The organism is Allorhizobium sp. nf9_anc (assembly GCF_056323085.1).
On the sequence record NZ_CM150481.1, the window covers coordinates 3,899,683 to 3,926,320 of the forward strand.

The following is a 26,638-nucleotide window of genomic DNA, read 5'->3' on the forward strand; positions in this document are numbered from 1 at the left end:
AGTTTCAAATGTTAGATGGCCTTAGCAATTCATCTTCAAGGACACGCCCTATGGCCGACAACAATCAGGGAACGACTTCTCCTTCCCTCAATATTCTCGCCCAGTACATCAAGGATTTCTCCTTTGAAAATCCGGGTGCACCGCGATCGCTTCAGGCGCGCGACAAGGCGCCGGCCATCAACATCAATGTCAACGTCAATGCCAATCCGCTGTCCGACACCGACTTCGATGTCGTCCTGGCTCTGAATGCAGAAGCCAAGGATGGCGACAAGGTGGTCTTCGTCACCGAGCTGGTCTATGGCGGCGTCTTCCGGATTTCCGGCTTCCCGCAGGAACACATGCTGCCGGTTCTCTTCATCGAGTGCCCGCGCCTGCTCTTCCCCTTTGCCCGCCAGATCATCGCGGACGCTACCCGCAACGGCGGTTTCCCGCCGCTGATGATCGATCCGATCGATTTTGCGCAGATGTTTGCGCAGCGCGTTTCGGAAGAACAGTCGCGCCCGCAGAGCCAGTCGGCTCCGAACTGAGAAACTGCTGCAGTCAGCAAATATGGAAAGGGCCCTTGATCGGGCCCTTTTTCATGCGCTGTATTTGGACCAGATCGCCTTAGCCCCAAGGCGGGCGACAAGTCCGCCGTGACCTTCCACCTCGGAGGGAGAGAGCCGCGGAGCAAGTGCCCGAGGCCGCTCATAGCTGATCTCGATGACATCGGTGACTTCGTCAGTCTGGTTGCGCCGCGTTTCGACACTGGTAAGCCCGAGCGCCGCCTGCCGACCGCCGAGCATCTCGATATAGACTTCGGCCAGAAGTTCGGAGTCGAGCAAGGCGCCGTGCTTGGTACGATGCGAGTTGTCGATCCCATAACGACGGCACAGGGCATCCAGCGAATTCGGACCCATCGGATGTTTCCGGCGGGCGAGCGAAAGCGTATCGATGACCATATCGCCGGGAACGGGCGGAAGGCCCAACCGGTCGAATTCCGCATTGATGAAGCCCATATCGAATGTCGCGTTGTGCGCGATCCACTTCGCTCCGTCGAAGAATTCCTGCAGCTCCGCAACAATGCCCGCGAATGGTGGCTTGTCTTTCAGGAAGTCATCCGTGATGCCGTGGACCGCAAGGGCATCCGGGTGAACCTTGCGGTCGCCGGGGTTGATGTAGACATGAAAGGTACGGCCGGTCGGGAAGTGGTTCATCAACTCGATGCCGCCGATTTCAATGACACGATCGGCTTTGTTGTCGAGGCCGGTTGTTTCCGTGTCGAAGATGATCTCACGCATGGTTCGTCTGCTCCGCCTGCTCGTGTAACTCTCTCACGATCGTCTTGACCTGCTCGCGCGCCATGTCAATGCCGTGGCCGGTATCAATGACGTAGTCCGCACGCACGCGCTTCTCCGCATCCGGTGTTTGACGCGAGAGGATGAGCGCAAATTTCTCTTCCGTCATGCCCGGCCGTGACAGAACACGTTGTCTTTGGACCTCCGGCTCGCAAGTCACGACCACCACCTTATCCACTCTGGCGTCGGCACCCGTCTCGAACAGGAGCGGTATGTCGAGCACAACGATTGAACACCCCAACTCCCGTTGTTTCTCCAGGAAGGCTGCCTCGCGTGCGCGGACCAGCGGATGCACGATAGCCTCAAGATCTCGGAACTTAGCCGGATTCTTCGCCAGATTCTCAGAGAGCTTAGCCCGATCAACGACGCCTTCCACGACTACATCGGGAAAAAGCTCGGCAATCGGAGCGACGGTATCAGACCGGTATAGGTCATGCACGACCTGATCTGAATCGTTGACGGGAACGCCTTCATCAGCGAACAGCCCCGCTGTCGTTGTCTTTCCCATGCCGATCGATCCGGTCAGTCCGATGACGATCATGCATGTGCCTCGATATCATCAAGAACGATCTGCCGCAGTTCCTGCGTGACTTCCGGTTTTTTCCCGAACCATTTTTCAAATCCCGGCGCCGCCTGGTGCAGAAGCATGCCCAGTCCATCGACGGTGGCAAGGCCCGCCTCTTTGGCCTGCAACAGAAAGGGAGTCATCAGGGGGACATAGACAATGTCGGTGACCAGGCCATCGCTCTTCATCTTTTGGAACGGCAGGTGAGGAGCTGGTGCGCCATCCATGCCAAGAGACGAGGTGTTCACAAAAAGGCCGGCGCCATCGAGAAGTGAATCGAGAGCCTCCATGCCATGAGCCTCAAGCTGTCCACCAAAACGGTCGACCAGTTCACGTGCGCGGTTGATGGTCCTGTTGACCACGTAGATTTCAGAAATACCGCGGTCGCGAAGCGACTGAAGGATCGCCCTGCTGGCGCCCCCTGCCCCCAGAACAACAGCGCGTTCTGCCCGGTCCCAGCCAGGATGCTGCGTGTCGAGATTGGCGATGAAGCCGATGCCATCGGTATTGGTGGCATGCAGAAGCCCGTCCTTGCGCCACAAGGTATTGGCTGCACCGAGTTCCTCGGCGATCGGATCTACTCGATCCGCAAGCCGGCACGCGGCTTCCTTATGCGGGATCGTGACATTGCCGCCGCAAAACGAAATCGTCTCCTGCTTCAGCGCATTGACGAATTCCGCAAACCGATCGGGCTCCACTGCGATTTTCTCGTAGGAGCCAGGTAGGTCATATGTCTTCAGCCAGTGCCCATGGATGAGTGGCGAGCGCGAATGCTTAATCGGATAGCCGGCGACAAATGCACACGGCGAAAATGTTTCACGTGAATCACGCATGGTTAATCTCGTGTTCACGCAGGGCCTCGAGGAGCGGAAGAAGCGGCAAGCCGAGGATCGTGAAGTAGTCACCTCCGATAGCATCGAAGAGTTGGATGCCCTCCCCTTCGAGCTGGTAGCAGCCGACGCTGGAGAGGATCGTCTCGCCGTTGCGCTCCATATAGCCATCAAGGAATGCATCCGAGAAGTCCCGAACTTGCATGCAGGCGCGAACCACCTCGCTCCACAGCAACTCTCCGTCTCGCACGAGGCATACGGCGCTGTTCAGAAAATGCGCCTTGCCCCTCAGCTGCGTGAGGGTATCCCGTGCCTCGTCGACAGACGCTGCCTTGTGGAAGATCTGATCGCCGAGCGACATTGTCTGGTCGCAGCCGACTACGTAGGCGCCTGGATGACGCTGGGATACTTCGATGGCCTTGGCGAGTGCAAGGTGGCACGCGACCGAAACCGGATCCCGACCCGCCAGCGGCAGGTTCTCTTCTATGGCGCGTTCGTCCACCGCAGCCGGGACTGCCAGAAACTGCAGCCCCGCATTCTTCAGAAGCGCCTGGCGGGTCTTGCTGCCGGACGCCAGGATCAAAGGTGAACCCATGATAGATACCTTGATGATAGCAATAGACGTGGATTAGCGCGGCTTCGGACGGAGAGCAACAATGGCCGCCGCCGTCTCTTCGATCGATCGCCGGGTGACATCGATCAGCGGCCAGTTGTTGCGGGCGCACAATGCGCGGGCATATTTCAGCTCTTCGGTGATCGACGCGCGATCGACATATTCGCTTCGATCATAGCCTGGCGTTGTTCCCAGAATGCGGTTCTCGCGCACCTGAGAGATCCGGTCTGATGTTGCAATCAATCCGACGACGAGCGGCCGGGTCGCCTTCAAGAGACCGTCGGGCAATGGCACGCCAGGAACGATCGGCAGGTTTGCCGTCTTGATACCCCTGTTGGCGAGGTAAATGCTCGTCGGCGTCTTTGACGTCCTGCTGATCCCAATGATAACGACATCGGCCTGATCATAGTCTTCCGGCGCCTGACCATCATCATGGTCCATCGTGAAATTCAGCGCCTCGATGCGTGCGAAGTAGTCGGCGTTCAGCACGTGCTGGGCGCCCACCCGGCCGCGCGACGGTGCTCCGAGATAGGTTTGAAACTTTTCGATGATCGGCGCCAAGACGTTGACACAGGGCAGACCGAGCTCGTGACACCCTGTCTCGATCAGCGCCGCCAAGTCCTGATCGACAATCGTATAGAGGACGATGCCCGGTTCTCGGTCGAGTGCGTCGATCAGGGCCTTGATCTGTTTTTTGCTGCGGATCAGCGGATAGACATGCTCGATGGCATTGGATCCACGAAACTGCGCGGCTGCGGCGCGCCCTGCAGAGATGAGAGTCTCACCTGTTGAGTCAGAAATCAGGTGGAGATGGAAGAAGTTTTTCCGGTTCTCCACGTTGTTCACCGTACCCTGTTGATAGTTTGGGATAAACAGAGGTAGCGGCGACGACGGCCGGGGGGCAAGGGGAAAAGTGCCGATTTATCCACAATCCCGCACCACGATGGATGTGTTTGGCGAGGGTTGTGAATAACGGTGATCAAACGATGTCATCCTTTGGTGATCGACTCCTGATCCCCGGTTAAGAACGCGTTGGCGTGAAACTGAAGCCGCTGGAATCGCGGGTTAATTTCGACTTATCCCCACTATCCCCAAATTGCCGTCTGAGCGATGATGGGAGCTGTGACGGATCACGCGTCATAAGGAACAAGCTGTGATCCCGGATTAATCCTTGATAGTCAGAGACTCTTAGAAATAGAAGAAGAGTCTATATATCTTTTCTTTATTGAAAGGGCCTGAGCCTTGAGCACGCCGAACCGTAAAGTCCTCGACGTTCTGAATGGGAAGACGGTGACGCCGCCCCCGATCTGGCTCATGAGGCAGGCAGGCCGATACCTTCCGGAATATCGGGAAACGCGACAGAAAGCCGGAAGCTTTCTCGATCTCTGTTATTCGCCTGAGTTCGCCACCGAAGTGACGCTTCAGCCGATCCGGCGCTATGGCTTCGATGCGGCGATCCTGTTCTCGGATATCCTGGTCATCCCTGATGCACTGCATCGGAATGTCACCTTCACGGAGGGACATGGGCCACAGATGGATCCGATCGATGCCGATGGCATCGCCAAGCTGTCACCCGACGGCGTCATGGATCACCTGAAGCCAGTCATCGAGACCGTTGCGCGTCTTCGTGCAGAGCTTCCCGCTGAGACCACGCTGCTCGGCTTCTGTGGTGCGCCCTGGACAGTGGCGACCTATATGATCGCTGGCCACGGCACACCGGACCAGGCGCCTGCGAGATTGTTCGCCTATCGTCATCCGGAGGCATTCCGACGCCTGCTGGATTTTTTGGCGGAAGTTTCTGCGGATTACCTTGTCGCCCAGATTGATGCTGGAGCAGACGCGGTTCAGATCTTCGATTCCTGGGCTGGCGTGCTCGGTGAGGCCGAGTTCGAAGCCTTCGCAGTTCGGCCCGTTCGCCGCATCATCGATCTTGTCAAATCCCGTCGACCGCAGGCCAAGGTCATCGCCTTTGCCAAGGGCGCCGGGATCCTGTTGAAGCGATATCGCCAGGACACGAATGCGGATGCGATCGGTCTCGACTGGTCGATTCCGTTGAGCTTTGCAGTGGAGCTCCAAAAGGATGGCCCAGTGCAGGGCAACCTTGATCCGATGCGCGTCGTGGCGGGCGGTGTGGCTCTGAGGGACGGTATCGATGCCATCCTTCAGTCTCTCGGACATGGACCTCTGATTTTCAATCTCGGCCACGGGATTACGCCGCAGGCAGATCCTGCGCATGTCACCGAACTGGTCGCACAGGTCCGGAGTTTCGGCTGACGATGGAAAAGCAGATCGATGCCAAGCCGGGAGCTCGCGCTGCGCGGAAGGCAGCCACGGCCTTGCTGTTTTTCGGTCTCGTGGGTGGTGGCATCATGCTGGCGGGACTTGACCAGGCTTATCCCTGGATCAAGGCGCTTCACGTGATTGCCATCATCTCCTGGATGGCCGGCATGCTCTATCTGCCGCGGCTGTTCATCTATCATTCGGATTGCGATCCGGCCTCCGATCAGGCGCGGACATTTTCCGTGATGGAAAGCCGTCTGATGAACGTGATCATGAACCCTGCCATGGTCGTGTCATGGGTGTTGGGCCTTTATCTCGCCTGGCAGGTCTTTGGGTTTCAGGGTGGCTGGCTGCATGCGAAGATTGCCGCAGTGTTTGCGCTTTCTGGCGTGCATGGCTATTTCGCCAAGTCGGTGAAATCTTTCGGCCGGGGCCAATATGTTGGGTCGCCTCGCTATTGGCGGATGATGAACGAAGCCCCTACCCTTCTGATGATCCTCATCGTCGTGCTTGCCGTCGTCAAACCTTTCTGAGCATTTTCAGCACGGTCGTATTATTTTCGTGATCCCGGGCTTTTCGCTTGCGGTCGAATCCGCGAGTCGCTATTTTCGCGCCACTCCCTCTTTTGGCTTGCGTATTATTCAGTCATTTGCGGCCTTCGCGATCGTACCGAATTCCACCAGCTCGCCGTTCCCCTTGAAAATTCTATCTGACGTGGTCCCTCTTCATGGCTGAAATGAAGCTACAAGAACTCAAAAGCAAATCGCCGACCGATCTTCTGACGTTTGCCGAATCGCTCGAAGTTGAAAATGCGAGCACGATGCGCAAGCAGGAGCTCATGTTTGCGATCCTCAAGATGCTGGCGAGCCAGGATGTGGAGATCATCGGCGAAGGCGTGGTGGAAGTTCTGCAGGATGGTTTCGGCTTCTTGCGCTCCGCAAACGCAAACTATCTGCCCGGTCCTGACGATATCTACATCTCGCCCTCGCAGATCCGCCGTTTCTCGCTGAAGACCGGTGACACAGTCGAAGGCCCGATCCGGGGACCGAAGGAAGGCGAACGCTATTTCGCGCTCCTGAAGGTCAACACGATCAATTTCGAGGATCCCGAAAAGATCCGCCATAAGGTTCATTTCGACAACCTGACGCCGCTCTATCCGAACGAGCGCTTCAAGATGGAACTCGATGTTCCGACATCGAAGGATCTTTCGTCTCGCGTCATCGATCTCGTGGCACCGCTCGGCAAGGGCCAGCGCGGTCTGATCGTTGCTCCGCCGCGTACGGGTAAGACAGTTCTTCTCCAGAACATCGCCCATTCCATCACGGCCAATCATCCGGAATGCTACCTGATCGTTCTTCTGATCGACGAGCGGCCGGAAGAAGTGACTGATATGCAGCGATCGGTGAAGGGTGAGGTCGTCTCCTCCACCTTCGACGAACCCGCCGTGCGGCACGTCCAAGTCGCGGAAATGGTCATCGAGAAGGCCAAGCGCCTTGTCGAACATGGCCGCGATGTCGTCATCCTGCTGGATTCGATCACCCGCCTCGGCCGCGCTTACAACACCGTAGTACCGTCTTCGGGCAAGGTTCTGACCGGTGGTGTGGACGCCAATGCACTGCAGCGCCCGAAGCGCTTCTTCGGTGCTGCGCGTAACATTGAAGAAGGTGGCTCGCTGACGATCATTGCCACGGCTCTGATCGACACCGGCAGCCGTATGGACGAAGTCATCTTCGAAGAATTCAAGGGTACCGGTAACTCGGAAATCGTGCTGGACCGCAAGGTTGCCGACAAGCGTATCTTCCCGTCCATGGACATTCTCAAGTCCGGCACGCGTAAGGAAGACCTGCTCGTACCGCGCCAGGATCTGCAGAAGATCTTCGTTCTGCGCCGCATCTTGGCACCGATGGGAACGACCGATGCAATCGAGTTCCTCATCGACAAGCTCAAGCAGACGAAGAACAATGGCGATTTCTTCGACTCCATGAATACGTGAATGTCGACCGGCGATAGTCGGTCGGTTTCGTTCAGCGGCTGAGGTTGTCTCGTGACCACGCACTCTGACACGATTTTTGCTTTGGCTTCTGGTGCTTTGCCGGCCGGTGTTGCTGTTCTGAGGATCAGCGGACCGGCCGCTTTCACTATGGTACGGGCCCTCGCAGGGGAACTCCCTGCCCCGCGTGTAGCTGCCCTCCGCACGATCCGCACGCCCGATGGAATGTTCCTCGATCGTGGATTGGTCCTTGTCTTCCAGGGGCCTCATTCCTTCACGGGTGAGGACTGTGCTGAACTGCATCTCCACGGAGGGCGTGCAGTCGTGACCGCTGTTCTGACTTCATTAGCCGGATTCAATGGCGCCAGGTTGGCTGAAGCAGGCGAGTTCTCGCGGCGAGCCTTTGAGAATGGCAAGATGGATCTCGTGGAAGTCGAGGGTTTGGCGGACCTGCTGGCGGCAGACACCGAGATGCAGCGACGTCTGGCTGCCGAACAGGCAAGCGGTCAGTTGTCCAGCGTTTACGAAGGCTGGCGTGAAAAGCTCGTCTTTGCCCGCTCCATGCTTGAGGCAGAGTTGGATTTCAGCGATGAAGGCGATATTCCCGGCTCCGTGTCGGACCGGATCTGGAGTGAAGTCGCCAGGCTCAAGGGTGAGGTAGACGACGCACTCTCCAAACTGCGCGCTGGTGAGATCTTGCGTGATGGCTTCAGGGTGGCGCTCGCCGGCAAACCCAACGCGGGCAAGTCGAGCCTGATGAACGCGTTGGCGCAAAGGGATGTCGCGATTGTGACCCCCATCGCCGGCACAACGAGAGACATTGTTAGATGCGAGCTGGATATTGAAGGCTACAAGTTCGAGCTGTTCGATACGGCCGGGTTGAGAGATACGGACGATGTTATTGAGCGCGAAGGCATACGTCGCGCGGTGAAGACGATCAGCGATGCCGATCTTGTCCTCAATGTTATAGATCTTAGCGCGCTTGGCGATATTGGCCCTAGTGAGTATGCCGGGCTGCGGGTGGGGTCGAAACTTGATCTCGTCGATGGGGAAGTCGATCCCTCCATTCGCTTCGATGTGTCGGTTTCCTCGTCCACTGGGGCGGGTCTCAATGAGTTGAGAAGCCATCTACTGCAGGCCGTGCGAAGCAGTACGAATGTCGGCAGTCTTGCAATTCCCAGCCGTATGAGGCATGCAGAGCGGCTTCGCTCTGCATCTCAACATTTGCGGTCGGCTCTGGACGGGGTGTCTTATCCCCTCGAGCTGCGAGCTGAGGATTTACGGCTAGCTTCAGTTGAGTTGGCGCGTGTGACTGGTCGAATCGATACCGAAACGCTTTTGGGCAAAATCTTCTCCGAATTCTGTGTCGGCAAGTGATTCACGTGAAACAGGCTTACTGTACATGTCTCAGAGAGATTTTGATGTAATCGTTGTCGGTGGAGGCCATGCCGGTACGGAAGCTGCGGCGGCAGCTGCTCGTATGGGAGCAAAAACCGCTCTGGTTACCCACCGCTCCGATACAATTGGCGTTATGTCCTGCAACCCGGCAATTGGCGGCCTTGGAAAAGGACATTTGGTTCGGGAGATCGACGCACTCGACGGTCTGATGGGTCGCGCTGCCGATGAAGGCGGAATTCAGTTCCGCATGTTGAATAAGAAAAAAGGCCCTGCCGTCTGGGGACCCCGCACACAGGCAGATCGCAAGCTTTACCGACGTGCGGTTCAGCGCTTGATCCAGGAAACCGAAAATCTTGAAGTTATCGAGGGGGGTGTGACAGCCCTCATTCGTGACTCATCCGAAATAAATGGCGTTGTGCTCGGTGATGGAAGGCGCCTGCGAGCTTCGGCAGTGGTCTTGACGACCGGCACGTTCTTGAACGGGCTCATTCATATTGGTGATCGGAAAATTCCCGCTGGACGGGTTGGCGAGTCACCTGCCCTGGGCCTGAGCCATGATCTGGCCGACCTTGGACTGAAACTCGGCCGTCTGAAGACCGGTACGCCGGCGCGTCTCGACAGAAAGACGATCTGCTGGGAAGGGCTGGAGCTTCAGGAGGCTGATCCTGATCCCGTGCCGTTCTCCTTCATGACGGAGTCCATCACCACGTCTCAGATCGCCTGCGGGATCACGCGTACGACTGCCCAAACCCATGAAATCATTCGGGAAAATATCCACCGGTCCGCCATGTATTCCGGTCAGATCGAGGGTGTGGGCCCGCGCTATTGCCCGTCGATCGAAGACAAGATCAACCGTTTCGGCGATCGTGACGGCCACCAGATCTTCCTCGAGCCGGAAGGCTTGGACGACGATACGATTTATCCCAATGGGATATCCACGTCGCTACCCGAGGATGTCCAGGAGCTCTTCATCCGCTCCATTCCCGGTCTGGAGAATGTGCGAATTCTGCAGCCTGGCTACGCAATTGAATATGACTATGTGGATCCGCAGCAACTTGATCTCGGTCTTGCCGTGAAGGGCGCGAATGGTCTCTTCCTTGCGGGGCAGATCAATGGCACGACGGGTTATGAAGAAGCCGGGGCACAGGGCCTGGTCGCCGGTATCAATGCAGCACGGTTTGCTGCCAACGAACCAGGTGTCAAGTTCAGCCGCACGGATTCCTACATCGGTGTGATGATTGATGACCTGACATCGCGGGGGGTCGCTGAGCCCTACCGCATGTTCACCTCCCGGGCGGAATATCGGCTCTCGCTTCGTGCTGACAATGCTGACATGCGCCTGACCCCGTTGGGCCTTGCTGTCGGCTGTGTTCGCTCGGACAGGGCGGCCAAGTTCACTCGATATCAAGAGCAGCGTATTGGTCTTTATGACAGATTGGGCTCACTGACAGCTTCGCCAAACGATATGTCTGCGGTCGGCCTGAGTGTGAATCAGGACGGGCGCCGTCGCTCAGCGCGCGAGATACTCTCTTATCCCGATATCACCTGGGCTGACGTCGTCCGTGCCTGGCCAGATCTCTCCAGCGTAGATGCTACGATCGCGGCCGCGGTAGAGATTGATTGTCTCTACCATGTTTATCTGGAACGGCAGTCTGCAGATGTCGCCGGTTTGCGCGCTGAAGAGGAGCGCCAGATTCCGGATGAGTTCAGCTACGAAGCGTTGCCTGGTCTTTCGAATGAGCTGAAGTCAAAGCTCTCAGCACTTCGCCCAGCCAATGTGGCGCAGGCTAGCCGTATCGAAGGTATGACGCCAGCGGCGGTGGCTTTGTTGGTGGCACATCTGCGCAAAAACTCGATTGGTCGATTGGCTTCGTAAAATGAAATCTATAGTTCGAGATTACGGAATCGATGTTTCACGTGAAACGCAGGAACGCCTCGAGCGGTTTGCAGACCTGTTCCTGAAATGGGCTGCACGCATAAATCTGATCGCCCCTTCGACAATTGAACAGGTCTGGGCGCGCCATATCGTCGACTCGTTGCAGATTCGAAACATTGTGTCCCAACCAGGACGCTGGATCGATATTGGAAGCGGTGGCGGCTTCCCTGGCATCATTACCGCCATCACTCTTGCGGAAAGCCAGGACGGCTGGATTGATCTCGTTGAGAGCAACAACAAGAAGTGCAGCTTCCTGCGCATGGCCCTCACCGAGACGGGCGGTCGTGGCAAAGTCCACCCTGTGAGGATCGAAGAGGCGGTCAAGTCGCTCGCCGCTCCGGATTTCATTTCCGCCAGGGCGCTTGCCGACCTGGATAGCTTGTTCGGCCATGTTATGCCCTGGGCCGAAACCAATCCCGATCTCCGCCTGGTTTTTCATAAAGGCAGGGATTATCAGGCCGAAATCGATAAAGCGCGTGGTCGCTGGGACTTTGATCTGATAAAACATCAAAGCGTGGTCGAGGCAGATTCCGTCATCCTAGAGATCGCCTCCCTGACGCGCAGGGTTTAACGCTTCGGGTGCCAAATGAGTCTCGAGAAAAACCGTATCATTACCATTGCCAACCAAAAGGGCGGCGTGGGGAAGACCACGACGGCCATTAATCTGGCAACCGCGCTGGCCGCCATCGGCGAGCGCGTGCTCATCGTCGACCTCGACCCCCAGGGTAATGCGAGTACTGGCCTCGGAATCGACCGTCGAGATCGCCATCTGTCCTCCTATGATGTGCTGATCGGTACGCATTCGATCTCAGATGCAGTCTTGGACACGGCTGTGCCCAATCTGTCCATCGTCCCCTCAACGATGGATCTTCTCGGCTTCGAGATGGAGATTTCACAGCAGTCCGATCGCGTGTTTCGCCTCCGTAAGGCGCTCAATCTCGATGATGCGCGTGCCTACAGTTATGTTCTTCTCGATTGCCCGCCGTCGTTCAATCTGTTGACGATGAATGCCATGGCTGCAGCCCATTCCGTGCTTGTGCCCTTGCAGTGTGAGTTCTTCGCGCTGGAGGGTCTGAGCCAGCTCCTCGATACGATCAACCAGGTCCGGCAGACGGTCAATCCTACTCTGGATATCCAGGGTATCGTGCTGACGATGTTCGATTCCCGCAATAACCTCGCTCAGCAGGTGGTGAGCGACGTTCGCGAGCATCTCGGTGAAAAAGTCTACACGACCTTGATACCCCGCAATGTCCGGGTATCGGAAGCGCCGTCTTATGGTAAGCCGGCTATCCTTTATGATCTGAAATGCGCGGGTAGTCAGGCATATCTGCAGTTGGCTTCCGAGGTCATTCAGCGCGAGCGGCAGCGAAAAGCCGCGTAATCTTCGTACAAGGGTGTGAGTATGAGCGAAGACGTATCGAAACGCCGCCTCGGGCGCGGCCTGGCAGCGTTGATCGGTGAAATGGATCAACCGGTTCCCGCCGGCGAAGCGCGGCCGACCGTCAATCCGGATCGTACCGTTCCAATCGAGTTCGTCGCTCGCAGTCCGAGAAACCCCCGTCGTTATTTCGATGAAGCCGAGTTGCAGGACCTCGCCGGTTCCATTCGCCAGCATGGGATCGTGCAGCCTGTCGTCGTTCGCACTGTCGGAACAGACCGCTTCGAGATTATCGCAGGCGAGCGTCGTTGGCGTGCGGCCCAGCTGGCCGGGCTTGTCCAGATTCCCGTCATCGTCCGTGATGTTGATGATCGGACTGCTCTCGAACTGGCCATTGTCGAAAACGTTCAGCGTGCAGACCTCAATCCCCTCGAAGAAGCGCTTGGCTATGAGCAGCTGATTGCCGAGCATGGCTATACCCAGAATGATCTGGGTGAGATCATCGGCAAAAGCCGTAGCCATGTGGCCAACAGCCTTCGGCTGCTGAAGCTTCCCGATCCCGTCCGCGACATGTTGGCGGATGGAAGCCTGTCGGCCGGACATGCGCGTGCCCTGGTTTCCACGCCTGATCCAGTCGTTCTCGCGAAAACGATCGCACAGAAGGGCCTGTCCGTCCGTGATGCCGAGAAGCTGGCTCAGAACCACATCAAGGCACAGCAGGCGCCAGCCCCGACCGAGGTTCGTGAATCCAAGGATTCGGACACGATTGCTTTGGAGCGTAGCCTTTCGGATCGCCTGGGTCTGTCTGTCTCTATCAATCACAAGGGCGGCGGCGGGCAGCTCAAGATCAATTACAAGACGCTGGACCAACTCGAAGAGATCTGCAGGCTTCTGGAAGCCCGATAATCAGCCGCGGCGATTGCGGCGCGCGGATTGCAGCGTCGTTGCGAGCAGCGTCTGGATGGCAAGATTGTCTTCGAGTGCTGCGTTCTGACGGCTCTGCAGAATTGCTACGTTGAGGCGTGCCCCTTCGCGGGCCAGATCAGAACTGTTCCAGTTCCGTAACGCTTTCTCGATGATCGGCTTCCGTTTGAAATGGATGCCGCGCCCGAGGGTTTGAAGAACCTGCGCCGGCTGCTGCTGGCGCTCTTCCATTTCGATCCGCATCGTCTCGAGCAACTGGACCTGCTTCATCGTGCCTTGCAGCACGAGAAAGACGGCCGTCTTGGAGGCTATGACCTTTTGAATCGCATGCAGGAAGCCATCGGGGTCGCCGGATAGCACGGCATCGACGACCTCGTCCGTCGAGACGGCGCTGGCGTCTCCAACGATCTCGAAGACATGCTTTTCGTCGATGAGATCGTCATTCATGCAATAGAGAAGGAGCTTCTGGATCTCGTTGCGTGACGCGATCCGATCGCCGCCGATGGAATCGAGCAAGAGTTCGCGCGCAGCAGGCGTGATCCGCAAGTTCGCTGCGGCAAGCTCCGCGTCTATCAAGGCATTCAAGGCTCTCGCATCGTCCTGATAACAGGCGATACAAGCCACGCTGCGCTCCCCTTCCGCAACTTTGCGCAAGGCTGAGCCCTTCTTGAGGTCCCCCGCTTCGATCAGCAGGTAACTTCCTTCCGGCGGATGTGCGGCGAGATGCGCCAGCCCATCGACCAACTGTTTTTCATTGGCAGCGCCGCGCACCCATATCAGCTTCTCGCCGCCGAAGAGCCCAAACGCGTTCACCTCGTCGATCAGCCGACCGGGATCCGATTGAACATCAGATGCGTCCAGCCTGATCAGAGCAAACCCATCGCTTAGGTCAACGCCCGTTGTGGCAGCGACCTGCGCCGCGCGCTCCGCCACAAGCCCACGGTCGGGGCCATAGACGACAACCAGCCTGTAGTGCCTGGCCGACTTGGCCAGGAATCCATCAAACTCGTGGGATTTAACTTCCACCATGGTCGCCGATCAGCGACCAAGTGCCATTGCGAGATCGGCGTAAATGAACTCGGCCAGTTCACGGGCGGCGCGTGTCTCTGCGTCTCGCGCAGCACGGAGTTTGGCGAATTCCTGACGTGGATAGTCGAAGAGCGCCACACCGGTTCTGCGACCCGTCTTGACGACGGTGTCGTCCGAGATGCGCTTCAAGGTATACGTACCGACAATCGCTGCCCGACCCGCGTTTGGCGTGTCCGCAGCCTCGTCGAGCAGGATACCTTCGACGCCGCCGCTGACGACCAGCTCGACCCGGTATTCGGGGGTCTGCGATTCCTTGCCGCCGCTGGTCAGGAAGATCAAACGGTTACGCGTCTCCAGCCCGACGCGGCTGGTTGCTTCCGAATAGGAAATGGCGGCCAGAGCGCCACGGGTTTCCCCATTGGCGTCCTGGTACAGGGGACGTGCCTGGCATCCCGCCAGAAGCAGGGCGGCACCGATCAGAAGCGAGCGCCGAAGCACCGTGGATGGCTTGAGTTCAGAGGACAATATTCACGATCCTTAGCGGGACGACGATGATCTTCTTCGGAGCCTGACCGTTGAGCGCGGTCTTCACGGCATCGAGCGCGAGTGCGGCTGCCTGAACTGCATTCTGGTCTGCGTCGCGCGCGATTGTCAATTCAGTGCGCTTCTTGCCATTGATCTGCACAGGCAGAACAATTTCGTTTTCAGCGACCAGACCTTCATCGAATTGCGGCCAGGCTGCCTTGGCAATCAGGCCTTCGTTGCCGAGGATGGACCAGCACTCTTCCGCCAGATGCGGCGTCATCGGCGCAATCAACTGGACGAGAATCTCGGCCGCGTTGCGCACGGCTGCAATATAGGCGGTATCGCCCTGCCCTGCTGCGACATTGGTCAGCGGCGCGGCAAGTGCGTTGACAAGTTCGTAGATGCGCGCGATCGCCTTGTTGAAGGCAAGCTTGTCCAAGTCGCCCTGCACAGCCTTCAGGGTCTTGTGCGCGATCTGCGAGACGGCGAGCGCTTCGCCTTCCTTAGCCGGATTCGGTGCGACGGACTTCAGTCTGTCGGCCGCTTCCGAGACCAGGCGCCAGACGCGCTGCACGAAGCGGTGCGCACCTTCGACGCCGGCTTCAGACCAGATGACGTCACGATCCGGCGGCGAGTCGGAGAGAACGAAGAAGCGAGCCGTATCGGCGCCGTAGGAGCCTATGATGTCATCGGGGTCGACGACATTCTTCTTCGACTTCGACATCTTCTCGATAGAGCCGATCTTCGCTTCTTGGCCATTGGTCAGGAGATATGCCCGGCGCGCGCCGTCGGTTTCCTCGATCCGCAGATCGACAGGGGCAACCCATTCGCGCGTCAGGCCCTCTCCGATGCTATAGGTCTCGTGCACGACCATGCCCTGGGTGAAGAGACCCTTGAAGGGTTCCTTGATCCCTACATGGCCTGTCTCGCGCATCGCGCGGGTGAAGAAGCGCGAATAGAGCAGATGCAGGATCGCATGCTCGATGCCGCCGATATACTGATCGACCGGCAGCCAATGGCTGGCGACCGCCGGATCCGTCGGATTGTCTTCCCACGGCGCGGTGAAGCGGGCGAAGTACCAGCTGGAATCGACGAACGTGTCCATCGTGTCCGTCTCGCGACGGGCATCCTTGCCGCAGCAAGGGCAGGCCACATGCCGCCAGGTGGCATGACGGTCGAGCGGGTTGCCAGGCTTGTCGAAGCTGACGTCATCGGGCAGACGGACCGGAAGATCCTTCTTCGGGACCGGCACGACGCCGCAATCATCGCAGTGAATGACCGGGATCGGGCAACCCCAGTAACGCTGACGGGAGATGCCCCAGTCGCGCAGGCGGAAGTTGACCTTGCGCTCGCCCTGCGGCGCGCCGTTCAGCTGCTGCGAGGACAGGCGCTTGGCCACTTCCTCAAAGGCTTCCGTCGTGGACATGCCATCCAGGAAGCGCGAATTGATCATCACGCCGTCATCGGTAAACGCGGTGTCGCCGATCTCAAAGGTTGCAGCCTCGCTGTCCTTCGGCATGACGACCGGAACCACAGGCAAATCATATTTGCGGGCGAAATCCAGGTCGCGCTGGTCGCCGGAAGGGCAGCCGAAGATCGCGCCCGTGCCGTATTCCATGAGCACGAAATTGGCGACATAGACCGGCAGTTCCCAGCTCGGATCGAGCGGGTGCTTTACCCGGATACCGGTGTCGATGCCCTTTTTCTCGGCGGTTTCTAGCGCGGCCAAAGACGTGCCGGCATGACGGCATTCATGGCAGAAGGCGTCAACGGCTTCGTCACGCGCTGCAGCTTCTTTCGCCATCGGATGATCGGCGGCGATCGCCAGGAACGACGCACCGAACAGGGTATCGGGACGGGTCGTGTAAACAGTGACTTCCCCAGCCGCGCTGCCGGAGGCCACTTCCCAACGCACGGCCATGCCTTCAGAACGGCCGATCCAGTTTTTCTGCATCAGCCGGACCTTTTCAGGCCACTGGTCGAGCTCATCGAGCGCGTCGAGCAGATCCTGGCTGAAATCGGTGATCTTGAAGAACCACTGCGTCAGTTCGCGCTGTTCGACCAGCGCACCCGAGCGCCAGCCGCGCCCGTCGATGACCTGCTCGTTGGCGAGCACGGTCATATCCTCGGGGTCCCAGTTGACCTTGGAATTCTTGCGATAGACGAGGCCCTTTTCCAGGAAATCCAGGAAGAGGTGCTGCTGGCGATGGTAGTAGTCGACGTCGCAGGTCGCGAACTCGCGCGACCAGTCGAGCGACAGGCCCATGGACTTCAGCTGACCACGCATGGTGGCAATGTTTTCATAGGTCCAGGCCTTGGGATGAACCTTGTTCTTCATCGCCGCATTTTCGGCCGGCATACCGAAGGCGTCCCAGCCCATCGGATGCAGGACGTTGTAGCCGCGGGCACGCTTGTAGCGAGCCACAACGTCGCCCATCGCATAGTTGCGGACATGGCCCATATGGATGCGTCCCGACGGATAGGGGAACATCTCGAGGACGTAGTATTTCTCGCGCGGATCAGCATTGTCCGTCTCGAAGACCTTGTCTTCGGACCATTTCACCTGCCAACGGGGCTCGGCGTCGCGCGGATTGTAACGTTCGGTAGCCATGGATTGCATTTCCGGGAATAGCATCAAAAAGAGAGGGCCGACCTTCATCATGAAACCGGCCAAGCGTCAAGTTTTTGAGGCATTCGCGCGGCCTTTCCGCGCCTGCGCTTGCCATCGTCCAAGGCTGCGATTAACCCCTTGCAGAAAGTTCTGGTGACGCCAGATATCGAGCAGATCAAAACGAGGGTTTGGCATGTCAGTTGAAGAGCGGCTTCAGGACGTTCGGGACAAAATCGCGAAGGCAGCGGAAGAAGCAGGTCGTGAGCCGGATTCGGTTTCACTCGCTGCAGTGTCGAAAACCTTCGATGCCGAGCATATCAGGCCGACAATTCAACTCGGACAGCGGGTATTCGGTGAAAACCGGGTGCAGGAAGCGCAGGGCAAATGGCCAGCCTTGAAGGCTGAAACACCTGCCATCGAACTGCATCTCATCGGCCCCCTTCAGTCGAACAAGGCCGCCGATGCCGTGGCGCTTTTTGATGTCGTCGAGACTGTCGATCGCGAGAAGATCGCGCGTGCACTTGCAGAGGAAGTGAAACGCCAGGCGCGCAGCATTCGCTTCTACATTCAGGTCAACACGGGGCTTGAACCGCAGAAGGCCGGGATCGCGCCCGACGATGTGGCTTCGTTCGTCGGGCTCTGCCGGGATGAACTGGGCATGCAGATCGAGGGGCTGATGTGCATCCCGCCGGTCGATGAAAACCCGGGCCCGCATTTTGCACTTCTGGCAAAGCTCGCCGGGGAAAACGGTCTTGAGAAGTTGTCGATGGGCATGTCGGGTGATTTCGAGACGGCCATCGGCTTCGGGGCGACCAGTGTGCGTGTCGGTTCGGCGATTTTTGGCACACGTTAAGTCGCCTTAGACCTTCGGCATAGCGCTTTGGTCTCTCTTCCCTCCTCCCTTCGTCGATCCTAAAATGACGGTAAAGGCGAAAGCCGAAGCGTTGTCACGGGAGGATCGACATGCGCGACAGTTATCAGGACATCTATGATTCCTGGAAAGCGAACCCCGAGGGCTTTTGGGGTGGCGTGGCGGAGGAGATCCATTGGTACAAAGCCCCCGATGTTGTCTTCGATCCTTCACAAGGTAGCTACGGCCGCTGGTTTTCCGGTGGTGAGACCAATACCTGCTTCAACTGCATCGACCGCCACATTGAGACAGGGCGCGGGGCGGAGACGGCGGTCATCTACGATAGTCCGATGACCGGGCAGACTGCCCGCTATAGCTATGATGACGTGTTGACCGAGGTCTCGGCGATTGCCGCCGTGCTGCGCAATCATGGCGTCGGCAAGGGGGACCGCGTCATCATCTACATGCCGATGATCCCGGAAGCCGTTTTCTCCATGCTCGCCTGCGCGCGCATCGGTGCCGTGCACTCCGTAGTCTTTGGAGGATTTGCGGCGCACGAGCTTGCCACCCGTATCGATGATTCCGGGGCCAAGGTCGTGATCGGCGCGAGCTGCGGTCTTGAGCCGGGGCGTATCGTTCCCTACAAACCACTGCTCGACCAGGCGATCGACATGGCCAAGGTCAAACCTGATTTCTGCCTGATCCTTCAGCGTGACCAATATCATGCGCCGTTACGCTACGAGCACGGCGATGTGGATCTCGCCCAGGCGATCGAGCAGGAAAAGGTCAACGGGACCAAAGTCGATTGCGTGCCGGTGGCGGCAACCGATCCGCTCTATATCCTCTACACATCCGGGACGACGGGCCAACCCAAGGGCGTCGTGCGCGACAATGGCGGGCACATGGTCGCCCTCAACTGGACCATGAAGAACGTCTATGGCGTCAAGCCAGGGGAGGTCTTCTGGGCGGCATCCGACATCGGTTGGGTCGTCGGGCATTCCTATATCGTCTATGGCCCGCTGCTGGCCGGCAACGCGACAGTCATCTTCGAAGGCAAGCCCGTGGGGACGCCGGACGCTGGCACCTTCTGGCGCGTGGTGAGCGATCATGATGTCAAAGTCCTGTTCACCGCGCCAACGGCATTCCGTGCGATCCGGCGCGACGATCCCGAAGGTGACCATGTCGCCCGTTATGACCTGTCAGGGCTGCGCGCGCTCTTTCTCGCGGGCGAGCGGGCCGATCCGGAAACCCTCAAATGGGCGGAGCGGATCCTCAAAATCCCTGTGATCGATCACTGGTGGCAGACGGAGACGGGCTGGGCGATCGCCGCCAATCCGGCAGGTCTCGGTCTGCTTCCCGTGAAACACGGATCACCGACCAAGGCTATGCCGGGTTACGCGCTTGATGTTCTCGATGACGCCGGCCATCCGGTGGCCCCCGGCACGCTCGGCAACATCGTCGCAAAGCTGCCGCTACCCCCGGGTTGCCTTGTAACCTTCTGGAATGCCGACGAACGTTTCCGGACCTCGTGCCTCGAAGAATTCCCCGGCTACTACAAGACGGCCGATGCCGGTGTTATCGACGAGGACGGTTATGTCTTCGTCATGGCCCGCACCGACGACATCATCAATTGCGCCGGCCACCGCCTCTCGACGGGCGGGATGGAAGAAGTCTGCGCGATGCATCCCGATGTGGCCGAATGCGCTGTCATCGGTATCGCCGACGAGCTCAAGGGCCAGATCCCCTGCGGCTTCCTCGTGTTGAAGAAAAACGTGCACCGCGACCATGCCCTGATCGCCAAGGAAGTCGTTCAGCTGGTGCGGGACGAGATCGGCCCGGTGGCCGCCTTCAAGATGGTGTTGATGGTGGATCGTCTGCCGAAAACGCGTTCGGGGAAAATCCTACGCGGCACCATGCAGAAGATCGCCGATGGTCTGCCCTGGAAGATGCCGGCGACGATCGACGATCCCGCGATCCTGGACGAGATTACGGCCGTCCTGCAGGCGCATGGGCAGGTTCCTGCCGTCGCGAAGACAGCTGCTATCGTGTGACCTGATTTCAAGACAATAAAAAACCCCGGCTGCCATGGGCGGCCGGGGCTGAATTCGTCGATCAGGCAGCTCAGTACTGATCGTCTTCGTCGTCGTTGCGACGGTCGGACTTCAGCGACTGGAGCTTGGCGAAGACGGCGTTTGCGTCAATTTCCTTCTCTTCCTCGCGCTCATAGCTGAAACCGACATTCTCGGTTTCGCTAGCAGCCTGCAAGGTCGCGCCGAGTTCGGCAGCGGTCGGCAGCGGACGACCCTTGGAGGCCTTTTCGACTTCCAGGTCGAGGTCGATCTGGCTGCAGAGGCCGAGCGTCACGGGATCCATTGGCGTCAGGTTGGCAGAATTCCAGTGGGTGCGGTCACGGATCTGCTCGATCGTCGACTTGGTGGTGCCGACGAGACGGGAAATCTGGGCGTCCTTGAGTTCAGCATGGTTGCGAACCAGCCAGAGAATAGCGTTCGGGCGATCCTGGCGCTTCGAGACCGGCGTGTAACGCGGACCACGACGCTTCGAGTCCGGCACGCGAACCTTCGGCTCCGAAATCTTCAGCTTGTAGTTCACATCCTTCTCAGCGCGGGCGATCTCGTCGCGCGAAAGCTGGCCGGTTGCGATCGGGTCCAGACCCTTGATGCCCTGGGCTGCTTCGCCGTCCGCAATAGCCTTCACCTCGAGCGGGTGCAGCTTGCAGAACTGCGCGATCTGGTCGAATGACAGCGCGGTATTGTCGACGAGCCAAACGGCGGTCGCCTTCGGCATGAGCAGTGTCTGGGCCATGGATACAATCCTTCTGAGGGTCCGCGCCGGTTGTCGCGGGCCGTGGGTTTAAACCACTATTTCCGGGAATTCGGCGTCCTTATAGCGATTATGTAACGAAATTGCAATTCGCGAAGTCGCGAATGACCTTTGTCTAATTGCTGGCCATGTTGCACCTGCTATGTATGTCGGCGATAGGCCGGGGAGGACGGTCCTGGTCGCCAGTTGTGGCCCGTCAACATGAGGAGGAATTCATGTCAGCCAAAACCTATCCGGTGCTGAAATCGGCAAAAGTCCGCGCTCTGATCGATGATGACAAGTACCAGAAATGGTACCAGGAAAGCATCGAAGACCCCGAGAGATTCTGGGGTAAACACGGCAAGCGCATCGACTGGTTCAAGCCTTACACGAAGGTCAAGAACACGTCTTTCAAGGGCAAAGTCCCGATCAAGTGGTTCGAGGATGGGCTGACAAACGTCTCCTATAATTGCATCGACCGCCACCTGAAGACGCATGGGGAACGCACCGCCATCATCTGGGAAGGTGACAACCCGTATATCGACAAGAAGATCACCTATAACGAGCTCTACGAGCATGTTTGCCGGATGGCGAACGTCTTGAAGAAGCACGGCGTGAAGAAGGGCGATCGCGTCACCATCTACATGCCGATGATCCCGGAAGCCGCCTATGCCATGCTGGCATGCGCGCGCATCGGGGCCATTCACTCGGTCGTGTTCGGCGGCTTTTCGCCCGAAGCACTGGCCGGACGCATCGTCGACTGTGAATCGACTTTCGTCATCACTTGCGACGAAGGCGTGCGCGGTGGCAAACCGGTGCCGCTCAAGGAAAACACCGATATCGCGATCGACATTGCTGCCAAGCAGTATGTCATCGTCAACAAGGTTCTGGTCGTACGCCGCACCGGCGGCAAGATCGGTTGGGCGCCGGGCCGTGACATCTGGCATCACCAGGAAGTGCACACGGTCAAAGCCGAATGCCCGCCGGTGAAGATGAAGGCGGAGGATCCGCTGTTCATCCTCTACACGTCCGGTTCCACGGGCAAGCCGAAGGGCGTCATGCACACGACGGGTGGCTATCTCGTCTATGCCTCGATGACGCATGAATATGTCTTCGATTATCACGATGGGGACGTCTACTGGTGCACGGCCGACGTCGGCTGGGTCACCGGCCACTCCTACATCGTCTACGGCCCGCTCTCGAACTGCGCCACGACGTTGATGTTCGAAGGCATTCCGACCTTCCCGGACCAGGGTCGGTTCTGGGAAGTGATCGAGAAGCACAAGGTCAATATCTTCTACACGGCACCCACGGCCATCCGTTCGCTGATGGGCGCCGGAGATGATTTCGTGAAGCGGTCGGATCGTTCTTCTCTGCGCCTTCTTGGATCAGTCGGTGAGCCGATCAATCCGGAAGCCTGGGAGTGGTATTACAATGTCGTCGGCGAGCAGAAGTCGCCGGTTGTCGATACCTGGTGGCAGACGGAAACCGGCGGCATCATGATCACGCCGCTGCCGGGGGCAACTCCGCTCAAGCCGGGTTCTGCCACGCGTCCGTTCTTCGGCGTGAAGCCGGAGCTGGTCGATAACGAAGGCAATGTTCTGGAGGGTGCCACCGACGGCAACCTCTGCATTACCGAAAGCTGGCCGGGCCAGGCGCGATCCGTCTACGGCGATCATGATCGCTACATCCAGACCTACTTCTCGACCTATAAGGGCAAGTATTTCACCGGAGACGGCTGCCGCCGCGACGAGGATGGATACTACTGGATCACCGGTCGCGTTGATGACGTCCTCAACGTCTCGGGTCACCGGCTTGGCACCGCAGAAGTCGAATCGGCACTGGTGTCGCACCATCTCGTGTCGGAAGCGGCCGTCGTTGGTTATCCGCACAACATCAAGGGTCAGGGCATCTACTGCTACGTCACCCTGATGTCGGGTCATGAAGGCACTGATGCGCTGCGCGCGGACCTCGTGAAACACGTCCGTACCGAAATCGGCCCGATCGCAACCCCCGACAAGATCCAGTTCTCGCCTGGCCTGCCGAAGACCCGTTCGGGCAAGATCATGCGCCGCATCCTGCGCAAGATCGCCGAGGACGATTTCGGCGCGCTTGGTGACACCTCGACCCTGGCCGATCCGGCCGTGGTCGACGATCTCATCGCCAACCGGCAGAACAAGATCGGCTGATCATTCTTCGTAGAAAATGAAGAAAGGGGCTTCCGCAAGGGAGCCCCTTTCCTATTCAGTCATTCGGGCAGGGTCGTTTGCTCTTCGATCGTCCCTGGTATGGTTCGACAAGACCTTCATCGAGGAGATGTTGTGCCGGGCGCATTCCATCCTGAAGCGTGAGATCAGCGACCACGCGGCCAAAATATTTGTCGCCCGAGATGGCTGTCAGCGACACAACGTCCTGCCCGTCCATAAGGTCAGTCAGTTCTTCCTTGGCGCGCAGGGCTGCTTTTCGGAATGTTGGGCATTTCGATTTCAGTTCGGGTGCATCGATGCCGCGGAGCCTGACATAGGTGCTCACCTTGTGATCCGGCCAAGGCATGGCCTCAACCAGCACCGTATCGCCGTCCACGACCTTGACGAGATGCGCCAGAATCGGCCCCTCGATCTGTCGGCTGGCTGCCTGTCCCGGCGCTGCAACCGCCGAGGCAAGGAAAATCATCACATAAGCGAGCGCTGACCGGAACATAATAGGAACATATTCCGATAACTCTCGCAAATCAATAGGCAACTATTCCTCAGAAGTCGATGGCACGACCCTTGATCTCCCAGTCGCCAAATCGGGCGGGATCGGCACCTCCGCGCCCGCCGATCTCAGGCGGCATCTCGGCGGCTGCCTCCTTGCGGCGTCGCTCCTCCGCTTCCGCGAGTGCCCGCTTCGCAGCTGGGCTCAACTCACGTGGCTGTTCTTCCACGCTGACATCGGCTTCACGATCTTCTGACATCACATCGTCCTTTGCTGAGACGGCATTTCATGCGCAAACATTGAAATTGGGGTCGCCGCTTTTTAAATCAACAGGTGAAAACGGCAATAGAATTGCCTTGAGTGCTGCTTTGAGAGGACCACGCCATGAATACCATGCGGACTGCCATGCTGCTTGCCTTCATGACCGCCCTCTTCATGGGCGTCGGCTTCCTGATCGGTGGCAAGGGCGGCATGATGATCGCCTTTGTCGTTGCGGCAGGCATGAACTTCTTCTCCTACTGGAATTCCGACAAGATGGTGCTCCGGGCCTATCGGGCGCAGGAGGTCGATGAGCGGACGGCACCGGAATTCTACATCATGGTCCGGGATCTGGCCCGCAATGCGGGTCTGCCGATGCCGAAGGTCTATGTTTTCGATAATCCTCAACCGAACGCCTTTGCAACGGGTCGCAATCCGCAGAATGCCGCGGTTGCCGCTTCGACCGGTCTTCTCCAGCGCCTCACACCGGAAGAGGTGGCTGGCGTCATGGCACATGAACTCGCCCATATTGAGAACCGCGATACGCTGACCATGACGATCACCGCGACACTCGCCGGTGCCATCTCGATGCTTTCGAACTTCGCCTTCCTGTTTTCCAGTGGCCGCGATGATCGCAACAATCCCTTCGGTTTCATCGGCGTCATCATCGCCATGATCGTGGCACCGCTTGCCGCCATGCTGGTTCAGATGGCGATCAGCCGGACGCGCGAATACGCGGCCGATCGACGGGGGGCCGAGATCTGCGGTCAGCCCCGCTGGCTGGCTTCCGCCCTGCAGAAGATCGCAGGCGATGCCTCGCAAATCGAGAACATGGATGCCGAGCGCAATCCCGCAACGGCCCACATGTTCATCATCAATCCCTTGAACGGCCAGCGGATGGATAATCTGTTCTCCACCCATCCGAACACGCGAAACCGTATCGAAGCGCTTCTTGCTATGACGGATATCCGCTCTGGGGGATCGACGCCGCCGGAGGCCCCTGTTAAGGCAACGCGCACGGCGCGTTCCGTTCCGACCACCGGTTGGCGGCGCGGCAAAGCCGAACCACCCAAAGGACCATGGTCTTGAGCGATCGATCGACGGGCAAACCGAAAAACAATCAGGCCGGACGCAGGAGCTACGGCGAGCGCGCGCCTCGGCAACCTTTGAAGCCTGGTCTTGAGGCGCGCATCGCCGCGACACGCATTCTGGCGGCGGTTGTCGACCGAAAGACATCGCTCGACGGAATGCTCGATTCCGAGCATGGAAACCCTGCCTATCTGCCGCTCAACGAGGCTGACCGCGGTCTGGTGAAGGCCATTCTCCAGAGCGCCTTGCGTCATCTGCCGCGGATCGACGCCATCATCGCAGGGATGCTCGACAACCCGCTGCCGGAAGGCGCGCGCTCCCTCCATCACCTGCTGGTCGTTGCGGCCGCCCAGATGCTTTATCTCGATGTCCCGGATCACTCGGCCGTCGATCTTGCTGTGGAGCAGGCTAATGGTGATCCGCGCAGCCGTCGTTTCGCCAAGCTGGTGAACGCCATCCTGCGGCGCATCGGGCGGGAAAAAGAGGAACTGCTCGCGGCTGTCGACGATCTTCCCAGCATGCCCGACTGGTTCATGAAGCGGCTCGAAGCGGTCTATGGTCAGGAGCATGCGTTGGCAATTGCTGCCTCGCAGCTCCAACCGCCAACGATCGACCTTACCGTGAAATCCGATGCTGCCGGCTGGGCCGAACGGCTGGGCGGTCAGGTTATGCCGACCGGCACTGTGCGGCTTGATCGTTTTCGCGGCGCGATTACCACCCTCGAGGGGTTCGAGGACGGTGTCTGGTGGGTTCAAGATGCCGCTGCTGCCATTCCGGCAAAGCTGTTCGGCGATCTTCACGGAAAGCGCGTTGCCGATCTCTGTGCCGCTCCCGGCGGCAAGACTGCCCAGCTTGTGCTGGCTGGGGGCGATGTTGTCGCCATCGAACAGTCCAAGTCGCGGGTCAAGCGGCTCGAAAGCAATCTGGCGCGGCTCGGTCTGCCAGCCGAGACCCGATGCGTCGATCTTCTGACCATCGGTGCCGAGGACAGCTTCGATGCGATCCTGCTCGATGCTCCCTGCTCGTCCACGGGCACCACGCGTCGCCATCCCGATGTCCTGTGGACCAAGGATGCCGCAGATATCGCGAAGCTGGCTGCTCTTCAGGAGAAGCTACTTCGCCACGCGGTCACACTCCTGAAGCCGGGTGGTCGCCTCGTGTTTTCCAACTGTTCGATCGATCCCTCTGAGGGCGAAGAAATCATCGATCGTCTGCTGGTCGACTTCCCTGATTTGCGCCTGCTGCCGATCGCTCCAGAGGACTGGCCAGGGCTCGAGGCGGCGATCACGCCGAAGGGCGAGTTCCGGACCACGCCCGCGATGCTTGCCGATCAAGGTGGCCTCGACGGTTTCTACGCGGCGGTCGTTGCTAAAATTTAACTAATATCTCAATAAACCTGTTGGCAAGTCTGCGTGGACATCACGGGTCGCTCCGCATGTCCGCGACATGGCGGTATGACATGAAATTTCGTGCCCCAGAAAATCGGGTTCGGAGGACCCTTGTCCTTC

General features: G+C 58.7%; 25 protein-coding genes. 14 read left to right on the plus strand and 11 right to left on the minus strand.

Translation table 11 applies throughout. The features are described from left to right. The first annotated feature begins 50 nt into the window (after positions 1-50). Positions 51-527: a protein-export chaperone SecB gene (secB, locus tag AC02Y0_RS19035; RefSeq protein ID WP_476380474.1), complete on the plus strand. Its 477-nt coding sequence runs from the start codon at positions 51-53 to the stop codon at positions 525-527. A gap of 51 nt (positions 528-578) precedes the next feature. On the opposite strand, the gene dnaQ is transcribed toward secB, so the two are convergent. Genes dnaQ through AC02Y0_RS19060 form a run of 5 tightly spaced genes read right to left on the minus strand, consistent with a single transcriptional unit; the run spans position 579 to position 4,182 of the window. Further along, positions 579-1,280 carry a DNA polymerase III subunit epsilon gene (gene dnaQ, locus AC02Y0_RS19040; RefSeq protein WP_476380476.1) on the minus strand — a complete coding sequence of 234 codons (702 nt, stop codon included), beginning with the start codon at positions 1,278-1,280 and terminating at the stop codon, positions 579-581. Next, positions 1,273-1,878 carry a dephospho-CoA kinase gene (gene coaE / locus AC02Y0_RS19045; RefSeq protein ID WP_476380478.1) on the minus strand — a complete coding sequence of 202 codons (606 nt, stop codon included), beginning with the start codon at positions 1,876-1,878 and terminating at the stop codon, positions 1,273-1,275. Before coaE ends, dnaQ begins: the two co-directional genes overlap by 8 nt. Further along, a complete protein-coding gene (locus AC02Y0_RS19050) occupies positions 1,875-2,735 on the minus strand; it encodes a shikimate dehydrogenase (RefSeq protein ID WP_476380479.1) in 861 nt (286 codons plus the stop codon). The genes coaE and AC02Y0_RS19050 overlap by 4 nt, the downstream gene beginning before the upstream one ends. Next, positions 2,728-3,327 (minus strand): Maf family protein, encoded by a 600-nt coding sequence (locus AC02Y0_RS19055; protein ID WP_476380481.1) that lies wholly within the window; start codon positions 3,325-3,327, stop codon positions 2,728-2,730. Before AC02Y0_RS19055 ends, AC02Y0_RS19050 begins: the two co-directional genes overlap by 8 nt. Positions 3,328-3,360: 33 nt before the next feature. After that, entirely contained in the window at positions 3,361-4,182 is an 822-nt protein-coding gene (locus AC02Y0_RS19060) for a pyruvate, water dikinase regulatory protein (RefSeq protein WP_476380483.1), read from the minus strand. 405 nt (positions 4,183-4,587) lie between these two features. Between AC02Y0_RS19060 and hemE the strand changes: the two genes are divergently transcribed. From hemE to AC02Y0_RS19100, 8 genes are all read left to right on the plus strand, one after another. Then, a complete protein-coding gene (gene hemE, locus AC02Y0_RS19065) occupies positions 4,588-5,619 on the plus strand; it encodes a uroporphyrinogen decarboxylase (protein ID WP_476380484.1) in 1,032 nt (343 codons plus the stop codon). 2 nt (positions 5,620-5,621) lie between these two features. Further along, positions 5,622-6,158, plus strand: coding sequence for a protoporphyrinogen oxidase HemJ (gene hemJ, locus AC02Y0_RS19070; protein ID WP_476380486.1), 537 nt, complete (start codon positions 5,622-5,624; stop codon positions 6,156-6,158). Between the two features lie 194 nt (positions 6,159-6,352). Beyond that, positions 6,353-7,618: a transcription termination factor Rho gene (gene rho, locus AC02Y0_RS19075; RefSeq protein ID WP_102021196.1), complete on the plus strand. Its 1,266-nt coding sequence runs from the start codon at positions 6,353-6,355 to the stop codon at positions 7,616-7,618. Between the two features lie 51 nt (positions 7,619-7,669). Further along, positions 7,670-8,992, plus strand: coding sequence for a tRNA uridine-5-carboxymethylaminomethyl(34) synthesis GTPase MnmE (gene mnmE, locus AC02Y0_RS19080; RefSeq protein WP_476380488.1), 1,323 nt, complete (start codon positions 7,670-7,672; stop codon positions 8,990-8,992). A gap of 25 nt (positions 8,993-9,017) precedes the next feature. Beyond that, the gene (gene mnmG, locus AC02Y0_RS19085; RefSeq protein ID WP_476380490.1) at positions 9,018-10,889 is read left to right on the plus strand and encodes a tRNA uridine-5-carboxymethylaminomethyl(34) synthesis enzyme MnmG; all 1,872 of its coding nucleotides are present in this window, start codon (positions 9,018-9,020) and stop codon (positions 10,887-10,889) included. 1 nt (position 10,890) lies between these two features. Continuing rightward, positions 10,891-11,520, plus strand: a complete 630-nt coding sequence (gene rsmG, locus AC02Y0_RS19090) for a 16S rRNA (guanine(527)-N(7))-methyltransferase RsmG (protein WP_476380492.1) — start codon at positions 10,891-10,893, stop codon at positions 11,518-11,520. A 15-nt stretch (positions 11,521-11,535) separates the two neighbouring features. Then, positions 11,536-12,330 (plus strand): ParA family protein, encoded by a 795-nt coding sequence (locus AC02Y0_RS19095; RefSeq protein WP_476380494.1) that lies wholly within the window; start codon positions 11,536-11,538, stop codon positions 12,328-12,330. A gap of 21 nt (positions 12,331-12,351) precedes the next feature. Next, positions 12,352-13,233 carry a ParB/RepB/Spo0J family partition protein gene (locus AC02Y0_RS19100; RefSeq protein ID WP_476380496.1) on the plus strand — a complete coding sequence of 294 codons (882 nt, stop codon included), beginning with the start codon at positions 12,352-12,354 and terminating at the stop codon, positions 13,231-13,233. On the opposite strand, the gene holA is transcribed toward AC02Y0_RS19100, so the two are convergent. From holA to leuS, 3 genes are read right to left on the minus strand one after another with little or no spacing between them, the layout of a single operon-like run. Beyond that, positions 13,234-14,280, minus strand: a complete 1,047-nt coding sequence (gene holA, locus AC02Y0_RS19105) for a DNA polymerase III subunit delta (RefSeq protein WP_476380498.1) — start codon at positions 14,278-14,280, stop codon at positions 13,234-13,236. Positions 14,281-14,289: 9 nt separating this feature from the next. Further along, complete coding sequence (locus AC02Y0_RS19110; RefSeq protein WP_476380499.1) at positions 14,290-14,805, minus strand: hypothetical protein; 516 nt, start codon at positions 14,803-14,805, stop codon at positions 14,290-14,292. Beyond that, positions 14,795-17,416 (minus strand): leucine--tRNA ligase, encoded by a 2,622-nt coding sequence (gene leuS, locus AC02Y0_RS19115; RefSeq protein WP_476380501.1) that lies wholly within the window; start codon positions 17,414-17,416, stop codon positions 14,795-14,797. Before leuS ends, AC02Y0_RS19110 begins: the two co-directional genes overlap by 11 nt. A 193-nt stretch (positions 17,417-17,609) precedes the next feature. Here leuS and AC02Y0_RS19120 point away from each other — a divergent pair, with 193 nt between their 5' ends. Further along, complete coding sequence (locus tag AC02Y0_RS19120) at positions 17,610-18,269, plus strand: YggS family pyridoxal phosphate-dependent enzyme (protein WP_476380503.1); 660 nt, start codon at positions 17,610-17,612, stop codon at positions 18,267-18,269. Positions 18,270-18,379: 110 nt separating this feature from the next. Then, the gene (locus AC02Y0_RS19125; RefSeq protein ID WP_476380505.1) at positions 18,380-20,317 is read left to right on the plus strand and encodes a propionyl-CoA synthetase; all 1,938 of its coding nucleotides are present in this window, start codon (positions 18,380-18,382) and stop codon (positions 20,315-20,317) included. Positions 20,318-20,387: 70 nt separating this feature from the next. On the opposite strand, the gene AC02Y0_RS19130 is transcribed toward AC02Y0_RS19125, so the two are convergent. Further along, entirely contained in the window at positions 20,388-21,089 is a 702-nt protein-coding gene (locus tag AC02Y0_RS19130; protein WP_476380507.1) for a DUF1013 domain-containing protein, read from the minus strand. Between the two features lie 233 nt (positions 21,090-21,322). Here AC02Y0_RS19130 and acs point away from each other — a divergent pair, with 233 nt between their 5' ends. Next, positions 21,323-23,275: an acetate--CoA ligase gene (gene acs / locus AC02Y0_RS19135; protein WP_476380509.1), complete on the plus strand. Its 1,953-nt coding sequence runs from the start codon at positions 21,323-21,325 to the stop codon at positions 23,273-23,275. A gap of 55 nt (positions 23,276-23,330) precedes the next feature. On the opposite strand, the gene AC02Y0_RS19140 is transcribed toward acs, so the two are convergent. Together AC02Y0_RS19140 and AC02Y0_RS19145 are read right to left on the minus strand one after the other, a co-directional pair. Continuing rightward, entirely contained in the window at positions 23,331-23,828 is a 498-nt protein-coding gene (locus AC02Y0_RS19140; protein WP_476380511.1) for a thermonuclease family protein, read from the minus strand. Positions 23,829-23,835: 7 nt separating this feature from the next. Then, positions 23,836-24,042, minus strand: a complete 207-nt coding sequence (locus AC02Y0_RS19145) for a DUF1674 domain-containing protein (RefSeq protein WP_476380513.1) — start codon at positions 24,040-24,042, stop codon at positions 23,836-23,838. Positions 24,043-24,167: 125 nt separating this feature from the next. Here AC02Y0_RS19145 and htpX point away from each other — a divergent pair, with 125 nt between their 5' ends. Beyond that, on the plus strand, positions 24,168-25,130 hold the full coding sequence (gene htpX / locus AC02Y0_RS19150) for a zinc metalloprotease HtpX (RefSeq protein ID WP_476380514.1): 963 nt from the start codon (positions 24,168-24,170) through the stop codon (positions 25,128-25,130). Further along, complete coding sequence (locus tag AC02Y0_RS19155) at positions 25,121-26,509, plus strand: RsmB/NOP family class I SAM-dependent RNA methyltransferase (RefSeq protein ID WP_476380516.1); 1,389 nt, start codon at positions 25,121-25,123, stop codon at positions 26,507-26,509. Before htpX ends, AC02Y0_RS19155 begins: the two co-directional genes overlap by 10 nt. Positions 26,510-26,638: the final 129 nt, after the last annotated feature.

What these genes read in the sequence shown, in the direction of transcription:
- dnaQ (WP_476380476.1), bottom strand. Translation starts at nt 1,280, where the DNA reads ATGCGTGAGATCATCTTCGACACGGAAACAACCGGCCTCGACAACAAA.
- AC02Y0_RS19155 (WP_476380516.1), top strand. Translation starts at nt 25,121, where the DNA reads ATGGTCTTGAGCGATCGATCGACGGGCAAACCGAAAAACAATCAGGCC.
- AC02Y0_RS19120 (WP_476380503.1), top strand. Translation starts at nt 17,610, where the DNA reads ATGTCAGTTGAAGAGCGGCTTCAGGACGTTCGGGACAAAATCGCGAAG.
- AC02Y0_RS19055 (WP_476380481.1), bottom strand. Translation starts at nt 3,327, where the DNA reads ATGGGTTCACCTTTGATCCTGGCGTCCGGCAGCAAGACCCGCCAGGCG.
- htpX (WP_476380514.1), top strand. Translation starts at nt 24,168, where the DNA reads ATGAATACCATGCGGACTGCCATGCTGCTTGCCTTCATGACCGCCCTC.
- AC02Y0_RS19095 (WP_476380494.1), top strand. Translation starts at nt 11,536, where the DNA reads ATGAGTCTCGAGAAAAACCGTATCATTACCATTGCCAACCAAAAGGGC.
- secB (WP_476380474.1), top strand. Translation starts at nt 51, where the DNA reads ATGGCCGACAACAATCAGGGAACGACTTCTCCTTCCCTCAATATTCTC.
- holA (WP_476380498.1), bottom strand. Translation starts at nt 14,280, where the DNA reads ATGGTGGAAGTTAAATCCCACGAGTTTGATGGATTCCTGGCCAAGTCG.
- leuS (WP_476380501.1), bottom strand. Translation starts at nt 17,416, where the DNA reads ATGGCTACCGAACGTTACAATCCGCGCGACGCCGAGCCCCGTTGGCAG.
- AC02Y0_RS19125 (WP_476380505.1), top strand. Translation starts at nt 18,380, where the DNA reads ATGCGCGACAGTTATCAGGACATCTATGATTCCTGGAAAGCGAACCCC.
- AC02Y0_RS19130 (WP_476380507.1), bottom strand. Translation starts at nt 21,089, where the DNA reads ATGGCCCAGACACTGCTCATGCCGAAGGCGACCGCCGTTTGGCTCGTC.
- rho (WP_102021196.1), top strand. Translation starts at nt 6,353, where the DNA reads ATGGCTGAAATGAAGCTACAAGAACTCAAAAGCAAATCGCCGACCGAT.
- AC02Y0_RS19050 (WP_476380479.1), bottom strand. Translation starts at nt 2,735, where the DNA reads ATGCGTGATTCACGTGAAACATTTTCGCCGTGTGCATTTGTCGCCGGC.
- mnmG (WP_476380490.1), top strand. Translation starts at nt 9,018, where the DNA reads ATGTCTCAGAGAGATTTTGATGTAATCGTTGTCGGTGGAGGCCATGCC.
- rsmG (WP_476380492.1), top strand. Translation starts at nt 10,891, where the DNA reads ATGAAATCTATAGTTCGAGATTACGGAATCGATGTTTCACGTGAAACG.
- coaE (WP_476380478.1), bottom strand. Translation starts at nt 1,878, where the DNA reads ATGATCGTCATCGGACTGACCGGATCGATCGGCATGGGAAAGACAACG.
- AC02Y0_RS19100 (WP_476380496.1), top strand. Translation starts at nt 12,352, where the DNA reads ATGAGCGAAGACGTATCGAAACGCCGCCTCGGGCGCGGCCTGGCAGCG.
- acs (WP_476380509.1), top strand. Translation starts at nt 21,323, where the DNA reads ATGTCAGCCAAAACCTATCCGGTGCTGAAATCGGCAAAAGTCCGCGCT.
- AC02Y0_RS19145 (WP_476380513.1), bottom strand. Translation starts at nt 24,042, where the DNA reads ATGTCAGAAGATCGTGAAGCCGATGTCAGCGTGGAAGAACAGCCACGT.
- hemJ (WP_476380486.1), top strand. Translation starts at nt 5,622, where the DNA reads ATGGAAAAGCAGATCGATGCCAAGCCGGGAGCTCGCGCTGCGCGGAAG.